Annotated in this window: 18 protein-coding genes; 5 read left to right on the top strand and 13 right to left on the bottom strand. The window is 35.7% G+C overall.

The window, feature by feature from the left end; all coding sequences use genetic code 11:
* Positions 1 to 27: 27 nt before the first annotated feature.
* The 5 genes from ACQKMI_RS07360 to ACQKMI_RS07340 all read right to left on the bottom strand — a co-directional run bounded on the left by ACQKMI_RS07360 (position 28) and on the right by ACQKMI_RS07340 (position 7,497).
* Positions 28 to 2,184: an RNA degradosome polyphosphate kinase gene (locus ACQKMI_RS07360; RefSeq protein WP_427487993.1), complete on the bottom strand. Its 2,157-nt coding sequence runs from the start codon at positions 2,182 to 2,184 to the stop codon at positions 28 to 30.
* A gap of 6 nt (positions 2,185 to 2,190) precedes the next feature.
* A complete protein-coding gene (locus ACQKMI_RS07355) occupies positions 2,191 to 3,726 on the bottom strand; it encodes a Ppx/GppA family phosphatase (protein WP_427487992.1) in 1,536 nt (511 codons plus the stop codon).
* 261 nt (positions 3,727 to 3,987) lie between these two features.
* On the bottom strand, positions 3,988 to 4,890 hold the full coding sequence (locus tag ACQKMI_RS07350) for a chemotaxis protein (RefSeq protein WP_427413654.1): 903 nt from the start codon (positions 4,888 to 4,890) through the stop codon (positions 3,988 to 3,990).
* 256 nt (positions 4,891 to 5,146) lie between these two features.
* Positions 5,147 to 6,472, bottom strand: a complete 1,326-nt coding sequence (locus ACQKMI_RS07345; RefSeq protein ID WP_323645413.1) for an MFS transporter — start codon at positions 6,470 to 6,472, stop codon at positions 5,147 to 5,149.
* Positions 6,473 to 7,179: 707 nt separating this feature from the next.
* Positions 7,180 to 7,497, bottom strand: coding sequence for a winged helix-turn-helix transcriptional regulator (locus ACQKMI_RS07340; RefSeq protein WP_427487991.1), 318 nt, complete (start codon positions 7,495 to 7,497; stop codon positions 7,180 to 7,182).
* A 158-nt stretch (positions 7,498 to 7,655) separates the two neighbouring features.
* Here ACQKMI_RS07340 and ACQKMI_RS07335 point away from each other — a divergent pair, with 158 nt between their 5' ends.
* Positions 7,656 to 8,048 (top strand): DoxX family protein, encoded by a 393-nt coding sequence (locus ACQKMI_RS07335; protein WP_427487990.1) that lies wholly within the window; start codon positions 7,656 to 7,658, stop codon positions 8,046 to 8,048.
* Positions 8,049 to 8,262: 214 nt separating this feature from the next.
* Here the strand turns inward: ACQKMI_RS07335 and ACQKMI_RS07330 are convergent, their stop codons facing one another.
* From ACQKMI_RS07330 to ACQKMI_RS07320, 3 genes are all read right to left on the bottom strand, one after another.
* Complete coding sequence (locus ACQKMI_RS07330) at positions 8,263 to 9,135, bottom strand: NAD(P)-dependent oxidoreductase (protein ID WP_427487989.1); 873 nt, start codon at positions 9,133 to 9,135, stop codon at positions 8,263 to 8,265.
* Positions 9,136 to 9,466: 331 nt separating this feature from the next.
* Positions 9,467 to 9,643: a Spo0E family sporulation regulatory protein-aspartic acid phosphatase gene (locus ACQKMI_RS07325; protein ID WP_427413649.1), complete on the bottom strand. Its 177-nt coding sequence runs from the start codon at positions 9,641 to 9,643 to the stop codon at positions 9,467 to 9,469.
* A 92-nt stretch (positions 9,644 to 9,735) separates the two neighbouring features.
* Positions 9,736 to 9,924, bottom strand: coding sequence for a hypothetical protein (locus ACQKMI_RS07320; protein WP_323645418.1), 189 nt, complete (start codon positions 9,922 to 9,924; stop codon positions 9,736 to 9,738).
* 125 nt (positions 9,925 to 10,049) lie between these two features.
* On the opposite strand from ACQKMI_RS07320, the gene ACQKMI_RS07315 reads away from it, so the two are divergent.
* From ACQKMI_RS07315 to ACQKMI_RS07305, 3 genes are all read left to right on the top strand, one after another.
* Positions 10,050 to 10,238 carry a YkvS family protein gene (locus ACQKMI_RS07315; RefSeq protein ID WP_053483503.1) on the top strand — a complete coding sequence of 63 codons (189 nt, stop codon included), beginning with the start codon at positions 10,050 to 10,052 and terminating at the stop codon, positions 10,236 to 10,238.
* 81 nt (positions 10,239 to 10,319) lie between these two features.
* On the top strand, positions 10,320 to 10,934 hold the full coding sequence (locus tag ACQKMI_RS07310) for a CPBP family intramembrane glutamic endopeptidase (RefSeq protein WP_427487988.1): 615 nt from the start codon (positions 10,320 to 10,322) through the stop codon (positions 10,932 to 10,934).
* A gap of 63 nt (positions 10,935 to 10,997) precedes the next feature.
* Entirely contained in the window at positions 10,998 to 11,696 is a 699-nt protein-coding gene (locus ACQKMI_RS07305) for a hypothetical protein (RefSeq protein WP_427487987.1), read from the top strand.
* A 507-nt stretch (positions 11,697 to 12,203) separates the two neighbouring features.
* Here ACQKMI_RS07305 and ACQKMI_RS07300 read toward each other — a convergent pair.
* Entirely contained in the window at positions 12,204 to 12,650 is a 447-nt protein-coding gene (locus tag ACQKMI_RS07300; protein WP_323645421.1) for a MarR family transcriptional regulator, read from the bottom strand.
* A 120-nt stretch (positions 12,651 to 12,770) separates the two neighbouring features.
* Positions 12,771 to 14,186, bottom strand: a complete 1,416-nt coding sequence (locus ACQKMI_RS07295; protein WP_427487986.1) for a PAS domain-containing sensor histidine kinase — start codon at positions 14,184 to 14,186, stop codon at positions 12,771 to 12,773.
* A gap of 259 nt (positions 14,187 to 14,445) precedes the next feature.
* On the opposite strand from ACQKMI_RS07295, the gene ACQKMI_RS07290 reads away from it, so the two are divergent.
* On the top strand, positions 14,446 to 16,185 hold the full coding sequence (locus tag ACQKMI_RS07290; RefSeq protein ID WP_427487985.1) for a B12-binding domain-containing radical SAM protein: 1,740 nt from the start codon (positions 14,446 to 14,448) through the stop codon (positions 16,183 to 16,185).
* Positions 16,186 to 17,412: 1,227 nt separating this feature from the next.
* Here ACQKMI_RS07290 and ACQKMI_RS07285 read toward each other — a convergent pair.
* The 3 genes from ACQKMI_RS07285 to ACQKMI_RS07275 are packed head-to-tail and all read right to left on the bottom strand — an operon-like array spanning position 17,413 to position 18,160.
* Positions 17,413 to 17,568: a hypothetical protein gene (locus ACQKMI_RS07285; RefSeq protein ID WP_427487984.1), complete on the bottom strand. Its 156-nt coding sequence runs from the start codon at positions 17,566 to 17,568 to the stop codon at positions 17,413 to 17,415.
* Positions 17,569 to 17,582: 14 nt separating this feature from the next.
* Entirely contained in the window at positions 17,583 to 17,792 is a 210-nt protein-coding gene (locus ACQKMI_RS07280) for a helix-turn-helix transcriptional regulator (RefSeq protein WP_223555763.1), read from the bottom strand.
* A 2-nt stretch (positions 17,793 to 17,794) separates the two neighbouring features.
* Complete coding sequence (locus ACQKMI_RS07275) at positions 17,795 to 18,160, bottom strand: DUF3796 domain-containing protein (protein ID WP_427487983.1); 366 nt, start codon at positions 18,158 to 18,160, stop codon at positions 17,795 to 17,797.
* Between the last annotated feature and the right edge of the window lie 447 nt (positions 18,161 to 18,607).

Raw genomic sequence — 18,607 nt, 5'->3', positions numbered from 1 at the left:
ATATCCCTCACTAAGTAGCGTGTTTGCTTATTCTTCGTCTAGCGTAGGTTTTAGTGCATCCTTTAGGAAAATTTCCTGACTATTAATCGGATCTTCACCACGATCAAATTCTTTGTAATGATATTTCCCATTGGAGTCTTGAATACGCGCTTTTGCTGTATCCTCAAGTTGTGTATTCATTATGTTAATAATACGAGCTTTCGCTTCGCTTGCATATACTGGGAATAAAATTTCCACACGTTTAATCATATTACGAGTCATCATATCTGCAGAAGACAAGTATACTTTATTTTCCCCATTATGGTGGAACCAATAAATACGCGAATGCTCAAGGAAACGACCAACAATACTCGTTACTGTTATGTTTTCACTAATACCAGGGATGCCTGGTCTAATGCAACAAATACCACGAATGATAAGCTCTACTTTCACACCTGCAATGGACGCCTCATAAAGCTTCATCATTAAGTCTTTGTCCGTTAGTGAATTCATTTTAGCTCGAATAAAACCATTACCATGCTTCTTATGACATGCAATTTCCTCATCCATTAAGCGGATAAATTCATCTCGAATATCAAACGGGGCCACAACTAAATGATTAAACGTTGGTTTCTCCGTATAACCACTTAAATAGTTAAAGAAGTTAGTGGCATCAATGCCAAATTCCTTATCTGTCGTTATGATACCCATATCTGTATAAATTTTTGCAGTTGCATCATTATAATTTCCTGTGCCAAGATGAACAAAACGCTCAATTTTTCCATTTCGACGACTTACAACAAGCGTTATTTTCGAGTGTGTTTTTAAGTTATTCATGCCGTAAATAACAAGGCAGCCAGCTTGTTCAAGTTGCTTTGCCCAAAGCACATTATTTTCTTCATCAAAACGTGCTTTCAATTCAACTAAAACTGTTACCTGTTTACCGTTTTCTGCTGCAAACTTTAAGGCTTGTATAATGGGTGAATTACCACTTACACGATATAATGTTTGTTTGATAGCTAAAACGTTCGGATTAACGGCCGCTTCTGCAATAAAATCTACTATTGGCGCAAACGACTCAAATGGGTGATGGAAAAAAATATCTTGTTGCAGAGCTTTTTCAAAAATATTTTCATCCGACTGCAAATCTAATGGCGGCTGTGGGATAAAGCTTTCATATTCTAGATGTTCTCGGCCAACAGATATGCCTTTTACAAAAGAGAACATAAATGTTAAATCTAGCGGTCCATCTATATGAAAAACATCCGTTTCTTCAATTTCAAATTCATCTAGTAAGTATGTAAGAACTTCCTCGCTCATCTCGCCCTCACGAACTTCGAGACGACTGCCTACACCCCACTTACGTTTTTTCAGCTCTTTTTCGATTTCTACAAGTAAATCTCTTGCACCTTCTTCATGAATCGTTAAATCGGCATTACGTGTCAAACGGAAAGCCTGCGCTGATTTGACACTGTAACCATAAAAGAGTTTTTCTATATGCGCTACAATCACGTCTTCTAATAAGACAATAACTGTCTCTCCGTCTGCTGATGGTACTTTAATATAACGATCTAAAACAGATGGAACTTGTACAATGGCTACCCTTTCACGATTCTCTAAGAATGTTTCATCTTGCTCTAATAAAACAAGTAAATTTAATGTTTTACCAAGCAAAGTTGGGAAAGGACGGTACGCATCTACAGCTACGGGTGTTAAAACAGGGAAGATGGTTTCTGCAAACATTTCATTGACAAATGCTTTCTGTGTACTAGTTAAATCTTTCATGTCTGCGATATGTACATTATGTTGTGGTAATAAATCATATATTAAGTGTCTATAAACTTCAGTTTGTCGGCGCACTAATGCCTGCGTTCGCTCTGCAATTTTCGCTAATTGCTCTTTTGGTGTTAAACCTGACTTATTTTCGGCCTTATGAAAACCTGCACGTACTTGATCCTGTAGACCTGCAACACGTACCATGAAAAATTCATCTAAATTCGAACTAAATATTGCTAAAAATTTCAATCGTTCTAGCAGAGGATTATCAACATCCTCTGCTTCCTCTAAAACACGTTCATTGAAGGCGAGCCAGCTTAATTCACGATTATTATAATATTGCGGTTTAGCGATTTCCTCTAGTAATCGACCTTGTATTTCTGTTGATTCTTCTTCACTTAGCTGATTTTTCGTAACTTCAGTTGTCATAATTGTTCACCCTACTTCCACAAAGTTTATTTTTATCGGTATCTTTAATGCGCGTTCTAGATGTTTTTTTTGTCGGTTTGCTTGGTATTCTTCAGCGGCCGCATTGTGTTTCACATAGATGCTAAGCTGTATATAATCCTCTTTTGTTTGCATTTTAATAGCTTTGACAATTCTTCTTTTAGATACATTTAACGCATAGACAAATTTCAAAAAAGCACCAAAGTCTCGTATTTTACGATACTCCTCACGACTCATCCATTCTGTAAACGGAGCAGCGAATCGCTGATAATAATCTTTATTTTTATATGAGGCTAAAAGTGCTAATTTTACACGTTCCTTATGACTTAGCCCATCGATAGATTGGTTCGCAATTAAATAGAAAGTATGCTGACTCGCCGAACTTAACTCAATATACTCCCCGATATTAAGCACCCTTGCCGCTTTCGCCAATAAGTGCAAATCTTTCGGATGATGTTGCAAATAACCAAAGCGACAACATTCACGGTACAATTGATCCGTTAAATGCATCAAATAGTCCGCTTCTTCTTCAGAACGGCCATACTGACGAGCCAATCTTTTAGCGTTTCCCTCAAACACATTGTACTTATCAAACGCACTTTTATCTGTTTGCAAAATACGCTTTATAATGAGCCCTTCTCGCAAACCCTTCTTTGTTATTTGGAACAATTCACTACCGACAACTTCCATTAACACATTGAAAACCTCTAATGCAGGGACAATGATATCCGCACGATCTGCCGAAAGCCCATCTAACTGTTTCAAATCATGGAAGCTTAAATTATTTAAAAATACACTGAGCTCATCTAAATTTCCCTTCGTCATTTCGTAGCCATGTACACTTGCGATTGGATATGCATGTTTTTGTTGATGAATTTGGGCAATATTTCGAGCACTACCACCAATAGCGATAATCGGTAAACCGATATCCTGAATCCATGAAAGTGATTTGAACTGTTCCTTCACAAATGCAATAAGTTCCTTTTTTTCACTTCCATTCATAATCTCGCCCTTTACAAAACGTTGCTTTAAAGAAACGGTACCAAACGGAAAACTATGAGATTTCTGTAGTTCTTTATTTTCAAAAAACGTTATTTCTGTACTACCGCCACCAATATCGATCGTTATAGCGGACTTCGTGCCCATTGAATGAGCTACCGCAACAAAGCCATAATATGCCTCTTCTTCTTCAGATAAAAGCTCTATTTGAATGCCTGTCTGTTTTTTCATTAAGGTCATTATTTTTTCTCTATTGGTCGCCTGACGGATTGCAGCTGTTGCAGCAGCTTTAACATCAGTCACTTCATAATCATCAAGTATTGCTTTAAAAGTCAATAATGTTTCTGTTAATACTTGTATACCTTCTTCAGACATTTCACCAGATGGCTGTATATATGTACGTAAACGTGCAACCGTCTTAATATTTCCAATCTCACGAAGCCCCTCTTCTTTATCGTATTGATACAATACTAATCGAACGGTGTTTGAGCCAATATCGATGATAGCGGTTTTTAATTCATTCAAATAATCACTTCCTTAATGCATGCATAGTATTATTGGTTCTACATCAAATATTGAGGGAACCGTATCTATGACCATTGTATAGACACCTCAACATATAGAACCTTATTATTTTGTTCCTAGCCTCATGTATCTATACAAAAAAGCCGGAGCCTATAAAGAGGCATCCGACTTTCTTACATTATTATTATACTTTCAGGATACCCATTATTAATATTGTGAAGTACCTTTTCCAACTTTATCTTTATTGTAAAATCCTGATCTTTATATGATAAGTTGGTCGATTCGTAAAATAAGCTCCGCAATTTCTGGCTTACTAATTTGATCCTCTGCACCTACTTGGTCACCTTTATGACGAAGATCGTCCGTAATTAAGCTTGAGAAAATAATGACAGGAAGCTTTTGGAGATCTGGATGCTCCTTTATTTTACGCGTTAAATGATGCCCATCCATTTGTGGCATTTCAATGTCCGTCACAACTAATTGAATATGCTCGGATATATCGCTACCACTCTTGACGATAGCTTGGAGGTATTCATAAGCATCATGGCCGTTTTCAAAGAATTCAACATTCTCATAACCTGCTTCTTTCATAGTATCGAACAAGAGCTTACGTAGTAATGGTGAATCCTCTGCAATTAAAATTCGTTTTTCAGAGCGCTCACGTTTACCAAGCTTTTTAACGGCTTCTACACTAATGCCAGAGTCTGGATTTATGTCTACCATAATTCTTTCGAAATCAAGCAATAAAATCATTTGCTCATTTTGCTTAATAACACCTATTACTTGTGATGTTCCTCCCTGATACATATCAGAAGGTTTCTCGATTTGATTCCATGAAATACGGTGAATCTGTGTTACATTATCTACATGAAATACTACACGCTGTTTATTAAACTCAGCTACAATATATTTTTGCTGAGAACTACGCTCTTGACTTTGAATACCTAATACTCGGAGCATATCAACTACTGGTAAAACCTCACCTCGTAATTGAATAATCCCTTCTACATGCGGGTGCGCGTGTGGAATAAATGTTACTGGAATCGGTTGAATAATTTCCTTTACTTTAATAACGTTAATACCAAATTTATTATTAGCTACTTCAAATTCAACAATTTCTAGCTCATTTGTGCCACTTTCTAATAATATACCTTTATGTTCCATAGCAACACCGCTCCTTTCTATCCAACTTCTATTTATAATTCAATTGTATCATAGGCACTACATTTCTCCCACTTGCTTTTCCCAATTTTATTATTAACATGGCTCGCCATCCATAACACGGGTTGATTTCCATGCAGATAACAGTTAGTGCTGCCGCTTCGCTTTCGCACAAAAAACTATCCTTTAGCCCAGGTGGCTCATCAGATGCCTTCAGGTAAGCGCTCAGCCGATATTCATGGCTTACGTGGATGTTTTATCAAATATCATCTCCAACTTTTGAGCCATTGACTTTTAGATGTATCAATAAGCCAATTATCGTCATCACAATTAATGTTGATAGCGCAACACGACTTGCTAGCGTTCCGTAATCTTTCATCCATAACGTAACCGTTCCGTAGACTGCTGGCCCGATAATGGAGGATACTTTACCTGAAAATGCAAATAAGCCAAAAAACTGACCTCGTTTTTCTTCTGGAGACAATTCAATAATATATGTTCTAGATGTTACCCACATGGATCCTAGCGATACGCCAAACATACTACCTGCAAGCCAAAACATCCATTGCTCTGTCGCAAAGACAGCAAATGTTAAAGCAACAATCATTAATATTGCCACGATAGTTATCGCACGTTTGGCTCCGATTGCTTTTGTAATATACCCAAATGCAAAAGAGCCAATAATAGTTGAAACCGTAGACACTAAATAAAGCACGATAAATTGACCTGAAGTAAAACCTACGATTGTTGTTGCATATACAGCCATCATTGCAATCGTTGTTGCAATTGCATCGTTTAAAAAGAAGTACGCAATCATAAAAGTGAAAATAGCTTTATATTGCTTCATGTCCTTAAACGTTTGAACAATTTCCTTATACCCATCTAAAAATTTAATAGGCTTTCGTTGAGACGTTGGTATCGGTGTATCTTTATTAATAAAAAATAATGGCAAAGAAAATAATAAATATAAAATGGCAGTCGGAATAAATGCTCGATGGAAGTCACTGTTTCCTACGTATAAATAAACAAGTAGTCCCAAAATTGTTCCAAGATACCCAATCGCTACACCATAGCCAGAAATAAGGGGCATTTCCTCTTTTGTCCCTAAATCACCCATCATGGAATCATAGAATACTAGACTGGAATTAAAGAAAAATTTAGCAATGATAAAACTAGCTACAACTAAAAATAAACTAAGTGGCACACCTGAAAAATTTGTTGGCATTTGTAAATTCGCAAAAACCCCCATCATAAAGGTAAAGAAGATGGAAATAGATGCAAACCATACGATAAATCTCTTTTTATAGCCGGTCTGATCTATCCATACACCAAAAAGTGGCGAAAAGATAACGAGGAAAAAGCTAGCAATCGCATTCGCATAAGAAATAAATGTGCTTGCCACCTGCTGCATTACCTCATTCGTCCCTAAAACCTCATCCATATAAAACGGGAAAAATATCGTATTAATATTTGAAGAAAATATTGTATTCGCAAAATCATAAAATGCCCACGACAAAATTGGCAATGATAAATAAAGAGCTAACTGACTGCGATGTTGAACGTCCACTGTTGAATTTCGCTTCATAAAACCCTCCTCCCATTCTCTATACTATTAAATAAATTCCCCCATGTAATAAAAAATACCTTTTATTTAATGAAAATTAACACTATTTACAATATACATTCATTTTTATTTTACTAACACTCTAAAATGAACAAATCTTCTCCTTTGCTGCGAGCTACTTAAAATTTACTTAATAAACAATGACTTTAGTACTTTTATAAGAGAAACAGTATCTCCTATATCTTCATAATAAAAAAAGGATATCCAAGCCCCTCCTCGCTGAATATCCTTTTATTATTGAAAAACTATTGTCTTAAAATAGGATGTCTATCCATGCTATTCGCTTTCTTGCGGGGAGAGTCGAGCCGCATACTTCGCTTTGTAGCTGTTGTCGCTAAGTTAGCACTCCGTTTTCGCATATAAAAAACATTGCTGAAGTTTTGTCTTGTCAATTTTATTAGTGCTCATACTAGATGATACACGCTATGTGAAGTGATTGATTGGAGTGGAGGCTGGGCGACTCCTTGGGGATTAGCGTCACAGATGAGACCCTGCAGCGAAGCGAAGCGGCTCATCGGACGCCCCCAGGAAAGCGCCCAGCCGGAACGGAAATCAACCCCTCGTTGCGCAGAAGAGAGCCATACTTTTGAAAATTACCCTCAATTTCCTTGACCATTTTTTCAACACTCAAAAAAATATCCAAGCCCCCTCGCTTGGATATCCTTTGTCTATTCTTCTATATTCACCCACATAGAAGACCATTGTTCAATTGCTTTAAGAACCGGTGCAAGTGCATGTCCTTTTTCTGTTAGCTTATATTCAATCACGACTGGTGTTGATGGAATAACTGTGCGCTCCACAATATTCTCAATTTCTAATTCTTTTAATCTCTCCGTTAACACACGACTGCTAATACCCACCTGATTTTTTATCGTTGAGTATCGTTGAGGTCCTTCTAATAACTGATAAATAAGCAGGGTGTTCCAGCTATGATTCAATATTTTTAATGCTTTTTCAAATCGTGGACAAATATTTTTTTGATCCAATTTTCCTGCCTCCAATGTATTTTGTTCTTATATAAGAGTATATCATTTTTTAAAAAATCATTTTTAAAAATAAAATTTAGTTACTTGACAAAAGTTGTTTTTAAAAATAAACTAAGTTACGAAATGTAAGCTAAAAACAAAAAGGAGTTTATTAAACTATGCAAAATATCGGTTCAACTATTTTACGTGTGGTGCTTGGCATTATTTTTGCAACTCACGGTTTCCAAAAGTTTCAGGGAGGTATCAGCTTCACAGCAGATTATTTTGATTCCATTGGTATTCCAGGCTTCATGGCTTATATTGTTGCCATTATAGAACTAGTCGGTGGTGTAGCCATTATTCTAGGTTTAGGCACAAGACTTATCGGCGCTTTATTGACAGTGACAATGATTGTTGCCATTTTTACAGCGAAGCTTAGCGTTGGCTTTATCGGAGAAAACGGCTTAGCTGGATATGAATTAGATTTAGCTTTAGCTGCAATGGCTTTATACTTTGCACTTGCAGGGGCATCTAGTTTTTCTTTAGACACAAAACTTTTTGAAAAAGAGTGATGCATCCGTAGTTAACTATTTTCTCAGGTGTGTTGATTAAGCATTTTTATCCACTTGAATTCATTGGAAAACACTGTTTTCCGCTACGGGCAATACTCAACAAGCATGCTATTTTATATGTGTTAATGAGCTGCTTTATATAGAAAAACCCGAAGTATTCATCCTTCCAAAAGATGATACTTCGGGCTTTCTAAAATTAGAATTCTTCGTTTTGTTAACCTTTAAGATAGGCCTTTAAAAGTGCCTGAGTACCGTTTTCACCATAGCCCTCTTCTATTAGCCTTTCATACATATCATAAGCAAGTGTTAGACCTGGTAATGTAATCCCCATTTTTTTAGATTCATCTAATGCTATTTTCATATCCTTTACAAAATGCTTTATATAAAAGCCTGGTGCGAAATCTTCTTTGATCATACGGGGTGCTAAATTACTTAACGACCAAGAACCTGCTGCACCAGACGAAATGGATTGCAATACTGTCGGTAAATCAAGTCCAGCCTTTAAACCGTAAGCCAGTGACTCACACACACCAATCATTCCAGAAGCAATAACGACCTGATTACACATTTTAGCATGCTGCCCTGCACCAGCTTCTCCTTGATAAACAATATTTTCACCGAACTGTTTCATGATTGATAAAACTTTATTGAATGTAGCTTGGCTACCTCCAACCATAATTGATAATGTCCCATTTTGAGCACCAATATCACCTCCGGAAACAGGTGCATCAAGCGTTTCTACTCCAAGTTTTTGGGCATGCTCAAAAATTTCCTTTGCCAATGTTGGTTCGGAAGTGGTCATATCAATAACGATATTGCCGGATTCAGCTGTTTGAAATAAACCGTTATCTCCAAAATAAACTTCCTCTACATCCGAAGGGTATCCAACCATCGTAAAGGCAATATCCTTATGTTTAAATGCTTCTGCTGGTGTACTTGCCCAAGTTGCACCTAACGCCAACAGCGGCTCAGCTTTCTCCTTTGTGCGTGTATAAACTGTTACCTCATGACCATTTTTTAATAAATGCTTGATGATACTGGCACCCATAACACCAGTGCCGATAAATGCAATACTCTCTTTTCCCATATGTACATACTCCTTTGTGATCAAGGCATCGATTGATTTTTCACATCATTAACCAAAAGAGCGCTTATTCTTATACTTCAGTGTAGTTGAATAGGTCAGATAATTCAAACTTCTTTTGGTAAGTTGTACTAAAAACTTTAGACGCTGCATATATACGAGTAAATCAATTTCACTTTGACCTAATGAAGACAAAAAAAAGAGCAGTTGATGGGGTATCACTGCTCAAAAGGGGAAATGAGAATGTTGCTGTGTTCAAAATAAGTATTCCCCACCAAATGCTTTTTAAACATATTATTTAAAAAGTTTATACGCTGAATACTGGAACATTCTTTCAGTCTTCTTGACTTTCTTCTTCTTCAAATGTTGTCTGTCTATAATAAGTATTCATTAACTGATCTAATCTGCGACTCAGTTGAATGGTTTTCGCATTTTGTAACCCGTTCTCTACACCTGAGCGAATCATCATCTCACGAGTTTGTTCCATTTGTTTCAAGAGTAGATTGACCATTCATATAACCCTCCACACACAAATAATCATACCATTATTATACATTTATATTTCATTTCTTACAGCATTAACTTACGACAATGTTCGACAAATTAGCTTCTTGGAATTTCTTGATAAGTATAGATTACACGTCCATTTTGTTTGGCCTCACCTCTAAAATGTTTAAATAAAGGATGTTTTACAAGTACTTCTCGAAACTCATAAAATTGTTCCTTTTCTATTTCTATACTGTTTAATTCCCCATTTTGTAATTGTTTAAGCATATTTTCGTATTTTTCCATTTTTCTATTCCTCTCTTTTTTTAGCATTCTGTGTAATTAATTATGAATTATTCAAAAAAGGCTTTACGTTTTCCATTTTTTCATGCAAACTGTATATTATTAGTCGATGAAGGAGCTGACTGTCTGTGAAAATAGCTGAAGTTGGAAATATTATCGAGTTTAAAGATGGCTTACAAGGTATAGTCGAAAAAGTAAATGAAAATTCGGTGATCGTTGATTTAACATACATGGAGAATTTTGATTCTCTTGAAATTGAAGAAAAGACGGTCGTCAACCATAAACGTTACAAAATTTTATATACAAATGAAGCTTAATAGTCTGAATAGTCCCTATTTGTCTTTATAGATGATAAGGGACTTTTTTTTTGATAAAATTAAAAGCATGGAGGTCGAATGATGCTTACAAATTCGAAACAAACAATAATATGGCTCCTTTCTTTATTATTCGTTTATGGCATGCTTGCTTTTACCTTTGCTAACCAAGCTGTATTTTGGCACCTATATGCATTTACTTTACTTGTATGTATTGCCATTGCCATTTTGACTGGTAAAATTGAAGATCAGTTACCAACCTGGAAATTTTTACTTTTCGGTATTGGATACGGTACAATAACATACGGTATTATACGCTTGGGCTATTGGCTTGCACCATATATTAATTCTTCATTGGTACAATCAGTACAAAAGTTTTTAGCAAATTACGGACCACAGACTATTTGGCACTATATTTTACTCGTATTCATTGTTGCTATTGGTGAAGAGCTCTTTTGGCGTGGCTATGTTCAACAACAGCTAAAACGCTTTATGCGACCTACTTTTGCCGTCATTGTAACAGCGATTTTATGTGCAATCGCTATTGCAATAAGCGGCTTTATGCTTGGTATGATTGCTGCACTTGTAACTGGTCTTATTTGGGGCTTTTTATATGAATGGCGTAAGAGTATGCCACTTGTTATTGTATCCCATGTAGTTTTTGTACTACTCTTGTTTTTAGTGTTACCTTTAACATAATAACATTAAAATTTGGAAACATTTTCTCTTTACCAACGTTTAATTAAAAAAGGAGGGCTTTTCATGCAAAAAAAATTATTTACTCTACCTGCATTATTTCTAACAGCCATTTTAGTCGTAGGATGTAATACTTCTGATAAAACAGAGGATTCTGATGTTCAAAAAAATGAGCCATCAAATACTGAACAACAACAAAAACCAACAACTGAGGATAAAACTGTAGAGGACTCAAAAGAGACTCCTACATCAACTGAAACAGATAAAGGCACTACAGAAACTACTGATAGTGCAACTGCACCAAAACAAGAAGTTAACTATGTTCAAAAAGGCAAAGACAAAACTGAAACAGCAACCGAATCAAAAAGTGCTGATCAAGGCTATAAAATGCAACAACTACCTGGATTTACACTTTCTCAAGAAGAACCAGGTAAAGACATGTTAGTTTCTAATGAAAATGCTGAAGTATTCATGCGTATCGAAGATGTGTCACAATCAAGCTATGATGAAGCAAAAACATCTATGCAAGATTATATGAATGCTGTTGGTGAAACATCATCTTTATCTTCTGAGGATTTAGCTGCATTTAAAGGTATTAAAAACATTGAAGGTTATGTTGTGAATTTTGAGGAAGACAAAGAAAAAGTAATCGGCGTTGTTTTTGAAAAAGATGGTTTAATTATAAAATTAACAATTCACGATAACGACGAACTAGATTTAACAGATGCTATGTTTAAAATGGCAGCAACTATTTCTAAAAAATAATAATTCAAAAAAGACTGTAGACAAACTTGTTTGCTCTACAGTCTTTTTATTATTATCAATTATACCTCGGCATAATTGCATCCAAAATCGGCTTGAGGCCTTAGACCAACATGATGTCGGTCACTCAGTCGTATGTTGTTGTTGTTGTTGCTGTTGTTGCTGTCGCTTCGCTTTCGCACAGTTAAAGCCGTGTTGCTGTCGCTTCGCTTTCGCACAGATAAATTGCCACAGGACGTTGTTAAATAGGTTTTTACCATATCGTGAGGCTCATTTCCCTTCCGATTGGTCGATTGGTGCGATGGGTGGCTAGGAGCGGTTACAAGGGCGGATACGCTGGACGGGATACGTTTGTCGCTCTCTCCATTCCCTTATCTATGACGCTAATCTCCAAAAGGTCTAGAATCAAATTTAAGATTCACCGTGTTCTCCCTCTACATGTATAAGCCTTTTAAAGAAAGTATTTGTTCAAAATAAAAAGTTGCCTCAAATTCATTGAGACAACCCTTTTTAATAAGACAAATCCTTAATAGACAGTCCTAATTTTTTTAATAAAGTGATAGCTTGATCTTTTTCCTCAATAGATAGCACACTCATCAATTCATGTAAATGCAGTTCATGTTTCGGAAATAGTTCGCCCATAAATGCTTCACCTTTGTCCGTAATTTCTGCATAAGTGACACGGCGATCTGACGGACAGGAAACACGTAATAAATATCCTCTTTTTTCAAGTTTGTCAATGACATACGTAATAGACCCACTAGCAAGCAAAATTTTATTGCCAATTTGCTGTAATGGCTGTCTTCCTTTATGATAAAGAAGCTCTAAGACAGCGAATTCAGTAGGGTTTAGTCCATTCTCTTGAAAAAATTGTTGGGTTGTCTCATTAATTGCTTTATGCGCACGTGATAATACGATATATAATTTTAAAGATTGCTTTATATCTTCTGACGTCATATCCTTTTCCTTTCATTTCGCTTTTATACATGCCATTATAGCGATATTAGAAAAGCCTTGTCAAAAGCAATATATGATTTTAAGCCTTGAATGGTCGTTTACGGTGCACATTGACTCTTTTTATGTTACTAAATAAGCAGAATCTTTCGTGGATACATCCATCGTATCCACCTGATTAAATGTGTAAATTGGGAATTGTAAGTGGAAGCATGTCCCCTTTTGTAATTCACTATTCACACCTATTACACCTTCATGCTCTTCAATCACCTTTTTCACGAAAGCAAGGCCTAGTCCTGTCCCTGCTGATTTCGTCGTGTAAAAAGGTTGGAATAAGTTTTGAAGGGTAGCGCTGTCCATGCCGACACCTTCGTCTTTAATCAGTAATTCTACAATCGCACAGTCAGCATTCATTTCTACCGTGATCGTTCCACCATTATTCATGGATTCCATCGCATTTTTAATAAGATTCATGAATACTTGCTTTAAGCGATTCTCATTGCCACCAATGTATACTTGTGTAGAAGGAGAAATGTATTGAATCATAATATTTTTCATAAGTGCATCTGGAAGCATAAACTCAATCACTTGCTTCACAATGTTATTTAGCTCTAATAATTCTACTTTCATACTTGTTGGCTTGGACAATACTAAAAGCTCGGATAAAATTTGTTCCATCCGTTGGAGTTCACTATCGATGACAGATAAATACATACGGGACTCTTCATCAGCATTTAGCTTTAATAATTCGGTAAAGCCCTTTAAAGAAGTTAATGGATTACGAATTTCATGGGCGATACTTGCGGCCATTTGACCGACAACATTTAAAGCTTGCTGATGTTCAACTTTATGTTGAAGTTGTTTCTTTTCTGTTTCATCATTAATGACTGTGACAATAATATTGTTATATTCATCATAGATACTTGAAATTTCATAATAGCAAGGGTTTATAACTGGCGTTTCATCGACTACATGAATATTTGCATGCTTTTCACCCATCAGTTTAGAAAGGTACGATGTAATTTGGCCTTTCTTGAGTGTAAATGTATCAAAGATGTGCTGGTGTGCTTTATGAAGTAGCTGCGATTTTTCTATTTTTAAATACATCTCAGCATACTTATTTAGCCCAAGAATAATCCCGCTAGCGTCACTTATAATAACAGCGTACGGTAAGTGATCATAAGCATGGAAAAATTGTGATCTCTCTTGCTCTTGACTAACATATAATTCATGAGCCATGTCATTATTTAATGGTGAAATTTGCGCAACAATTTCTTCTGTGTTCGGATCATAAAAACATTTAAAAGACATCATTTCAAACTCATTACTAGCTGTTTGAATATTGAAGATTTCTTCTGATCTCAACTCACTTTGTAATTGCTTAACGAACTTTGCCCAATTTAAATTAGATGACTCGTCCATTGTTAAATATCCAATATACGTTGAATCGAGGTTAAAAAGTTTCATAGCAGCCTCATTCACGTTCAAAATTTTACCTACTTTATTAAGAATAAGTGTTGGTGACGAAGTACTTGTCATAAGATTTCCAAAACATTGATTAATATCATTTTGCTTCAACTTTCTCACCGAACCTTTCAATAGAGTAAAAAACCTCTTAATCGAATTTTGAGCCTTTACTATACTTTATGACTGCACGATTCTATTATTACAAAATTTAGTAAATTTAAGTATTTAAAATTATTTCACGAACTGTTCACAAAATAAATAGGCAAAAAGGATTATATTGTTTGACAGCAACTTGACTGTTACAATTAGAAATTGAAAGGAAGATTATTTCATGAATACTATTTTAACTACTTTAAATGCAAAGTATATTCACACAAATTTAGCACTGCGTTATTTAAAAGGTGCTGCTTTACCAGAATTTAATCCAATCATTGCAGAATATACAATTAAAGATCCTGCTTTTAATATTGTATCAGATTTATTTCAAAAAAAACCTGATATTGTAGGATTCAGTTGCTATATTTGGAATATTGAAGAAACTATTCACGTCATCAAAATGTTAAAAACTGTCTGTCCAAATGTTAAAATTTTGCTCGGCGGACCTGAAGTTTCTTACGATTCCCACCATTGGTTACGTAGAATTGAAGAGGTTGATTTCATTGTTATGGGTGAAGGAGAAACTTCCTTTAAACAGTTACTACGCCATTTGCATGGAGAAATTGCATTGGAGGATGTTCCAGGGATTTGTTACTTAGAGGATGGTAAAGTACGGATTCACGCACAAGCACCAAAGATAGATTTACGTGAATTGCCAAGTCCATTTCGTTTTGAGGAGGACCGCCCTCATCTAAGCAAACGAATTCAATATATCGAAACAAGTCGAGGCTGTCCATTTAGCTGTCAATTTTGTTTATCTTCTATTGAAGTAGGGGTTCGATATTTTAACCGAGAAAAAATAAAAGAAGATATTCGATTCTTAATGGACAATGGTGCACGTACTATTAAATTTGTTGACCGTACGTTTAATATAAGCCGCAGCTATGCAATGGAAATGTTCCAATTTTTAATTGATGAACATAAGCCAGGGGTTGTATTCCAATTTGAAATTACCGCAGATATTATGCGTCCTGAGGTTATCCAGTTTTTAAATGATAACGCACCAAAAGGTCTTTTCCGTTTTGAAATCGGTGTTCAATCAACGAACGATTTAACAAATACTCTTGTGCAGCGCCGTCAAAACTTTGAAAAACTAACGCGTACAGTAACGATGGTCAAAGAAGGTGGAAAGATTGATCAGCATTTAGATTTAATCGCTGGTTTACCAGAGGAGGATTATGCAAGCTTCCGTCAAACCTTTAATGACGTTTTCGCAATGCGACCAGAAGAATTACAGCTTGGATTCCTTAAGCTTTTACGTGGTACAGGCCTTCGTCTAGAAGCTGAAAAGTTCGGCTATACGTATGTGGACCAATCTCCTTACGAGATTTTCTCTAACAATGTCTTAACATTTGATGATATCGTACGCATTAAACATGCGGAGGATGTGCTTGAGAAATACTGGAACGATCACCGTATGGATCATACGATTGAATATTTAGTAACTGAAGTGTTTGAAACACCATTTGATTTCTTCCAAAACTTCGGTACTTATTGGGAAACAAAAGGTTGGTCGCGTATCGGACATCAGCTCGAGGACTTATTCCTTCGTTTATTAATGTTTTTAGAAACTGTTGAGGGTGCTGATTTAACTATCGTTCAAAGCCTAATGCAACTAGATTATTTAATGATTCAACAGTTCCAGCCTCGTAAATTATGGTGGAAGGAGCGCCCTACAGAGGAGCAACAAAAAGCACTTTATACGGCTTTACGTGAAAATCCTGCCATTGCAGGTGAGCCATTCGCCAACTTCAATCTATCAGAAAAAGAGTTGTTTAAACATACGCTCATTATTCCGCATCACATTGATTACCAGAATTTTTCAAAAGGCAAAATTGTACAAAAAAGTGGCTATCTTTTAACTTACTTCCGTCACGGTCAAGCACCATATTTTGCAACAATCAACTCTATATAATAAGAAACGCTAGTCCATAATAAAATTTAGGACTAGCATTTTTTATACATCACAAATACCTAAATTTCCCAATAACCTTCAAACACAATCTTGTGATTACATTTTTTACCGAATATACGTAGTCAAAAAAATCATAGTTTTATTGCGCTTAACAGATGTTTTTTGAGGTAATACAATTATCCTAAAAAAGCTTAGTTCGAAAATCTCAAAGCATTGACACCTATTTCTTGTAAATATTACCTATTAAAAAGTCATAATAACCAGGAAAAAATAATTTAAAATCTTTCGACAATTTTGTGTCAACAGCAATTTTTCGTCAATTAAGCAATCAAAACTCATTTTTATGAATAGATTTTCTACTAAGATAACCTATCAATTATGCCTCACATAATTGCGTCCGGAATCGGCTTTGTCACAAAGAACTCCTTTCCGATTCGGTGACACCCGCTGAAAGAAGTTAAAATCCTCATTTTCATTTATGGTATTTCAATAAACTTATGGGTAATCGGGAAAATAGTACGGAAATTAAAAAAGAGCTAAATTAGTAACCGGTTCTGTTTTGAAGTACAAAAAGCTAAATCGCGTTGTACAACTTGGTTTGATATTTCGTGAATCAAAATTTAACTAAATCCCCCGGTAATTTAAGAAGAACAGCGAAGCTTATTAAACAATCGCGCCCTGTTGAAGATCACAAAATATAAAAAGTGACGACTGCATACATACGTTGTAATGAAGTAAACTATATTATCAAAAGCACAAATGATTTTGTGCATTTTAAAATATAGTTTGACTCTTCAATAGGAGTTGGGTAATTATTTAATATAAGGTAGGAATTATTAAGAAAAGAAGGAGAGATACGATGTTCGATCAAGTTGCGTATTTTATTTTTGAAGCCCTGGTAATTCTAACGGTTTTGGTTGTTGTGGTTGGAATCCCTCTTGGGGATACACTGTTAAGAAAAAAATAAAACTGCATCCAAATGGATGCAGTTTTTTGATTTTACATCTTGCTTCGTTTCTATAAAAGATTTAGGGATTGGTGAAAAATAGTGGACCATATTGAAGTAAAGCCCTCCGTTAGTTTAAGAAGAACAGCGATTTTAATGGCGCCTGTTAATGGAACAACTAAAATTATGCCATATTCAAATTCCTTATGATGGGTTTACCGGTTTCATACCAAACCCCTAAATCTTTGATTGAGAATAGTTCATCTGTCATAATCTTCCCCTTATTTCGTATTTGTTTTTCTTTTAGCTGTGACGACAAATACTACACCAACTAACAAGCAAAAAGCAGCCGTTAAAAAATTAGATTTAACTAAACATACGATTGCACCGATGATCCAAATCAAACCAATCAATAATCTGAATGTTATCCTGTTCACTCTTTTCATCTCCATTATTTTTCAAAGTCAAAATGGAACAAGTCGTCAATTGAGGCGTCCAATTCTCTTGCGATTCGAACGGCTAATTCCAAAGAGGGATTATATTTTGCGTTCTCCAAACGCATAATCGTTTCTCTACGAACACCCACACGCTGCGCAAGTTCTTCTTGGGTAAAATCTTTTAAAAGACGATATTTTTTTATCTGTGTTGTAAAAGCTGTCATAATTATTCACCCATATCATATTTGTAAGTCAAATACGCCCACAAATTAGTTCCCAAAGCGAAGGTCAGAGCTAAAATGATCAATTCAGCTCGATATAAAAACGCATAATCGTGAGAAAGAAAACTTAATACCAAGCTGCTTAGAAATCCAAAACAGAAAGCAATGCGAAAAGCGATTGTCCCCGCAATATTGCGATTTTCGATTAAACGTTCATCTTCCCCTGCGCCTAATTTATACCACCAGTAATATTGAAACCCTCCAAAAAAGGCAAAAAATAAATACATAGCAGGGGACTCGTTAGTCCCTGAAAACCCCAAAAATCCTAACAGCCCGATGAGCCAACTCTTGTTAGTCAATGTTCGTTTCATTAGTTATACCCCTCCTAAGTGATATATTTATCTCTCTATGAGATAAATATATCACTTTTACAAATAATTGTAAATGAAAAGACAGCCCCAGCGGACTGTCTTAAATAAAAAATCATTAGTGATAATCTTGTTGCAATGATTGGCCTTAATAAGCGCACTAATTGTTGCTTTTTTCCGCACAAGTGGCTATTTTGTGTCGCAATATCCACACAAGTTAAACAGCATTCTTCAACTATCCTGCCCCGTTAGTTCAATAAAGAAAAAAAGAGCTGCATATGCAACTCAATGATCTTCAAGTAAAGCCTCCGTTAGTTGAACAAGAAAAGTGAAGCTTATTCAACAATCGCGCCCGATCGTATTATAAGGTCAGCCAGAAAATATTTCTGGTTGACCATTTTTTATATCGATATATGATAACGGTAGCCGGGGTAGAACGTTCGCGCCCGT

Source organism: Lysinibacillus sp. NPDC097214 (assembly GCF_050277945.1).
Lineage (GTDB): Bacteria > Bacillota > Bacilli > Bacillales_A > Planococcaceae > Lysinibacillus > Lysinibacillus xylanilyticus_B.
The sequence above is the reverse complement of the archived record's forward strand: the minus strand, read 5'-3'. Positions and strand labels throughout refer to the sequence as shown.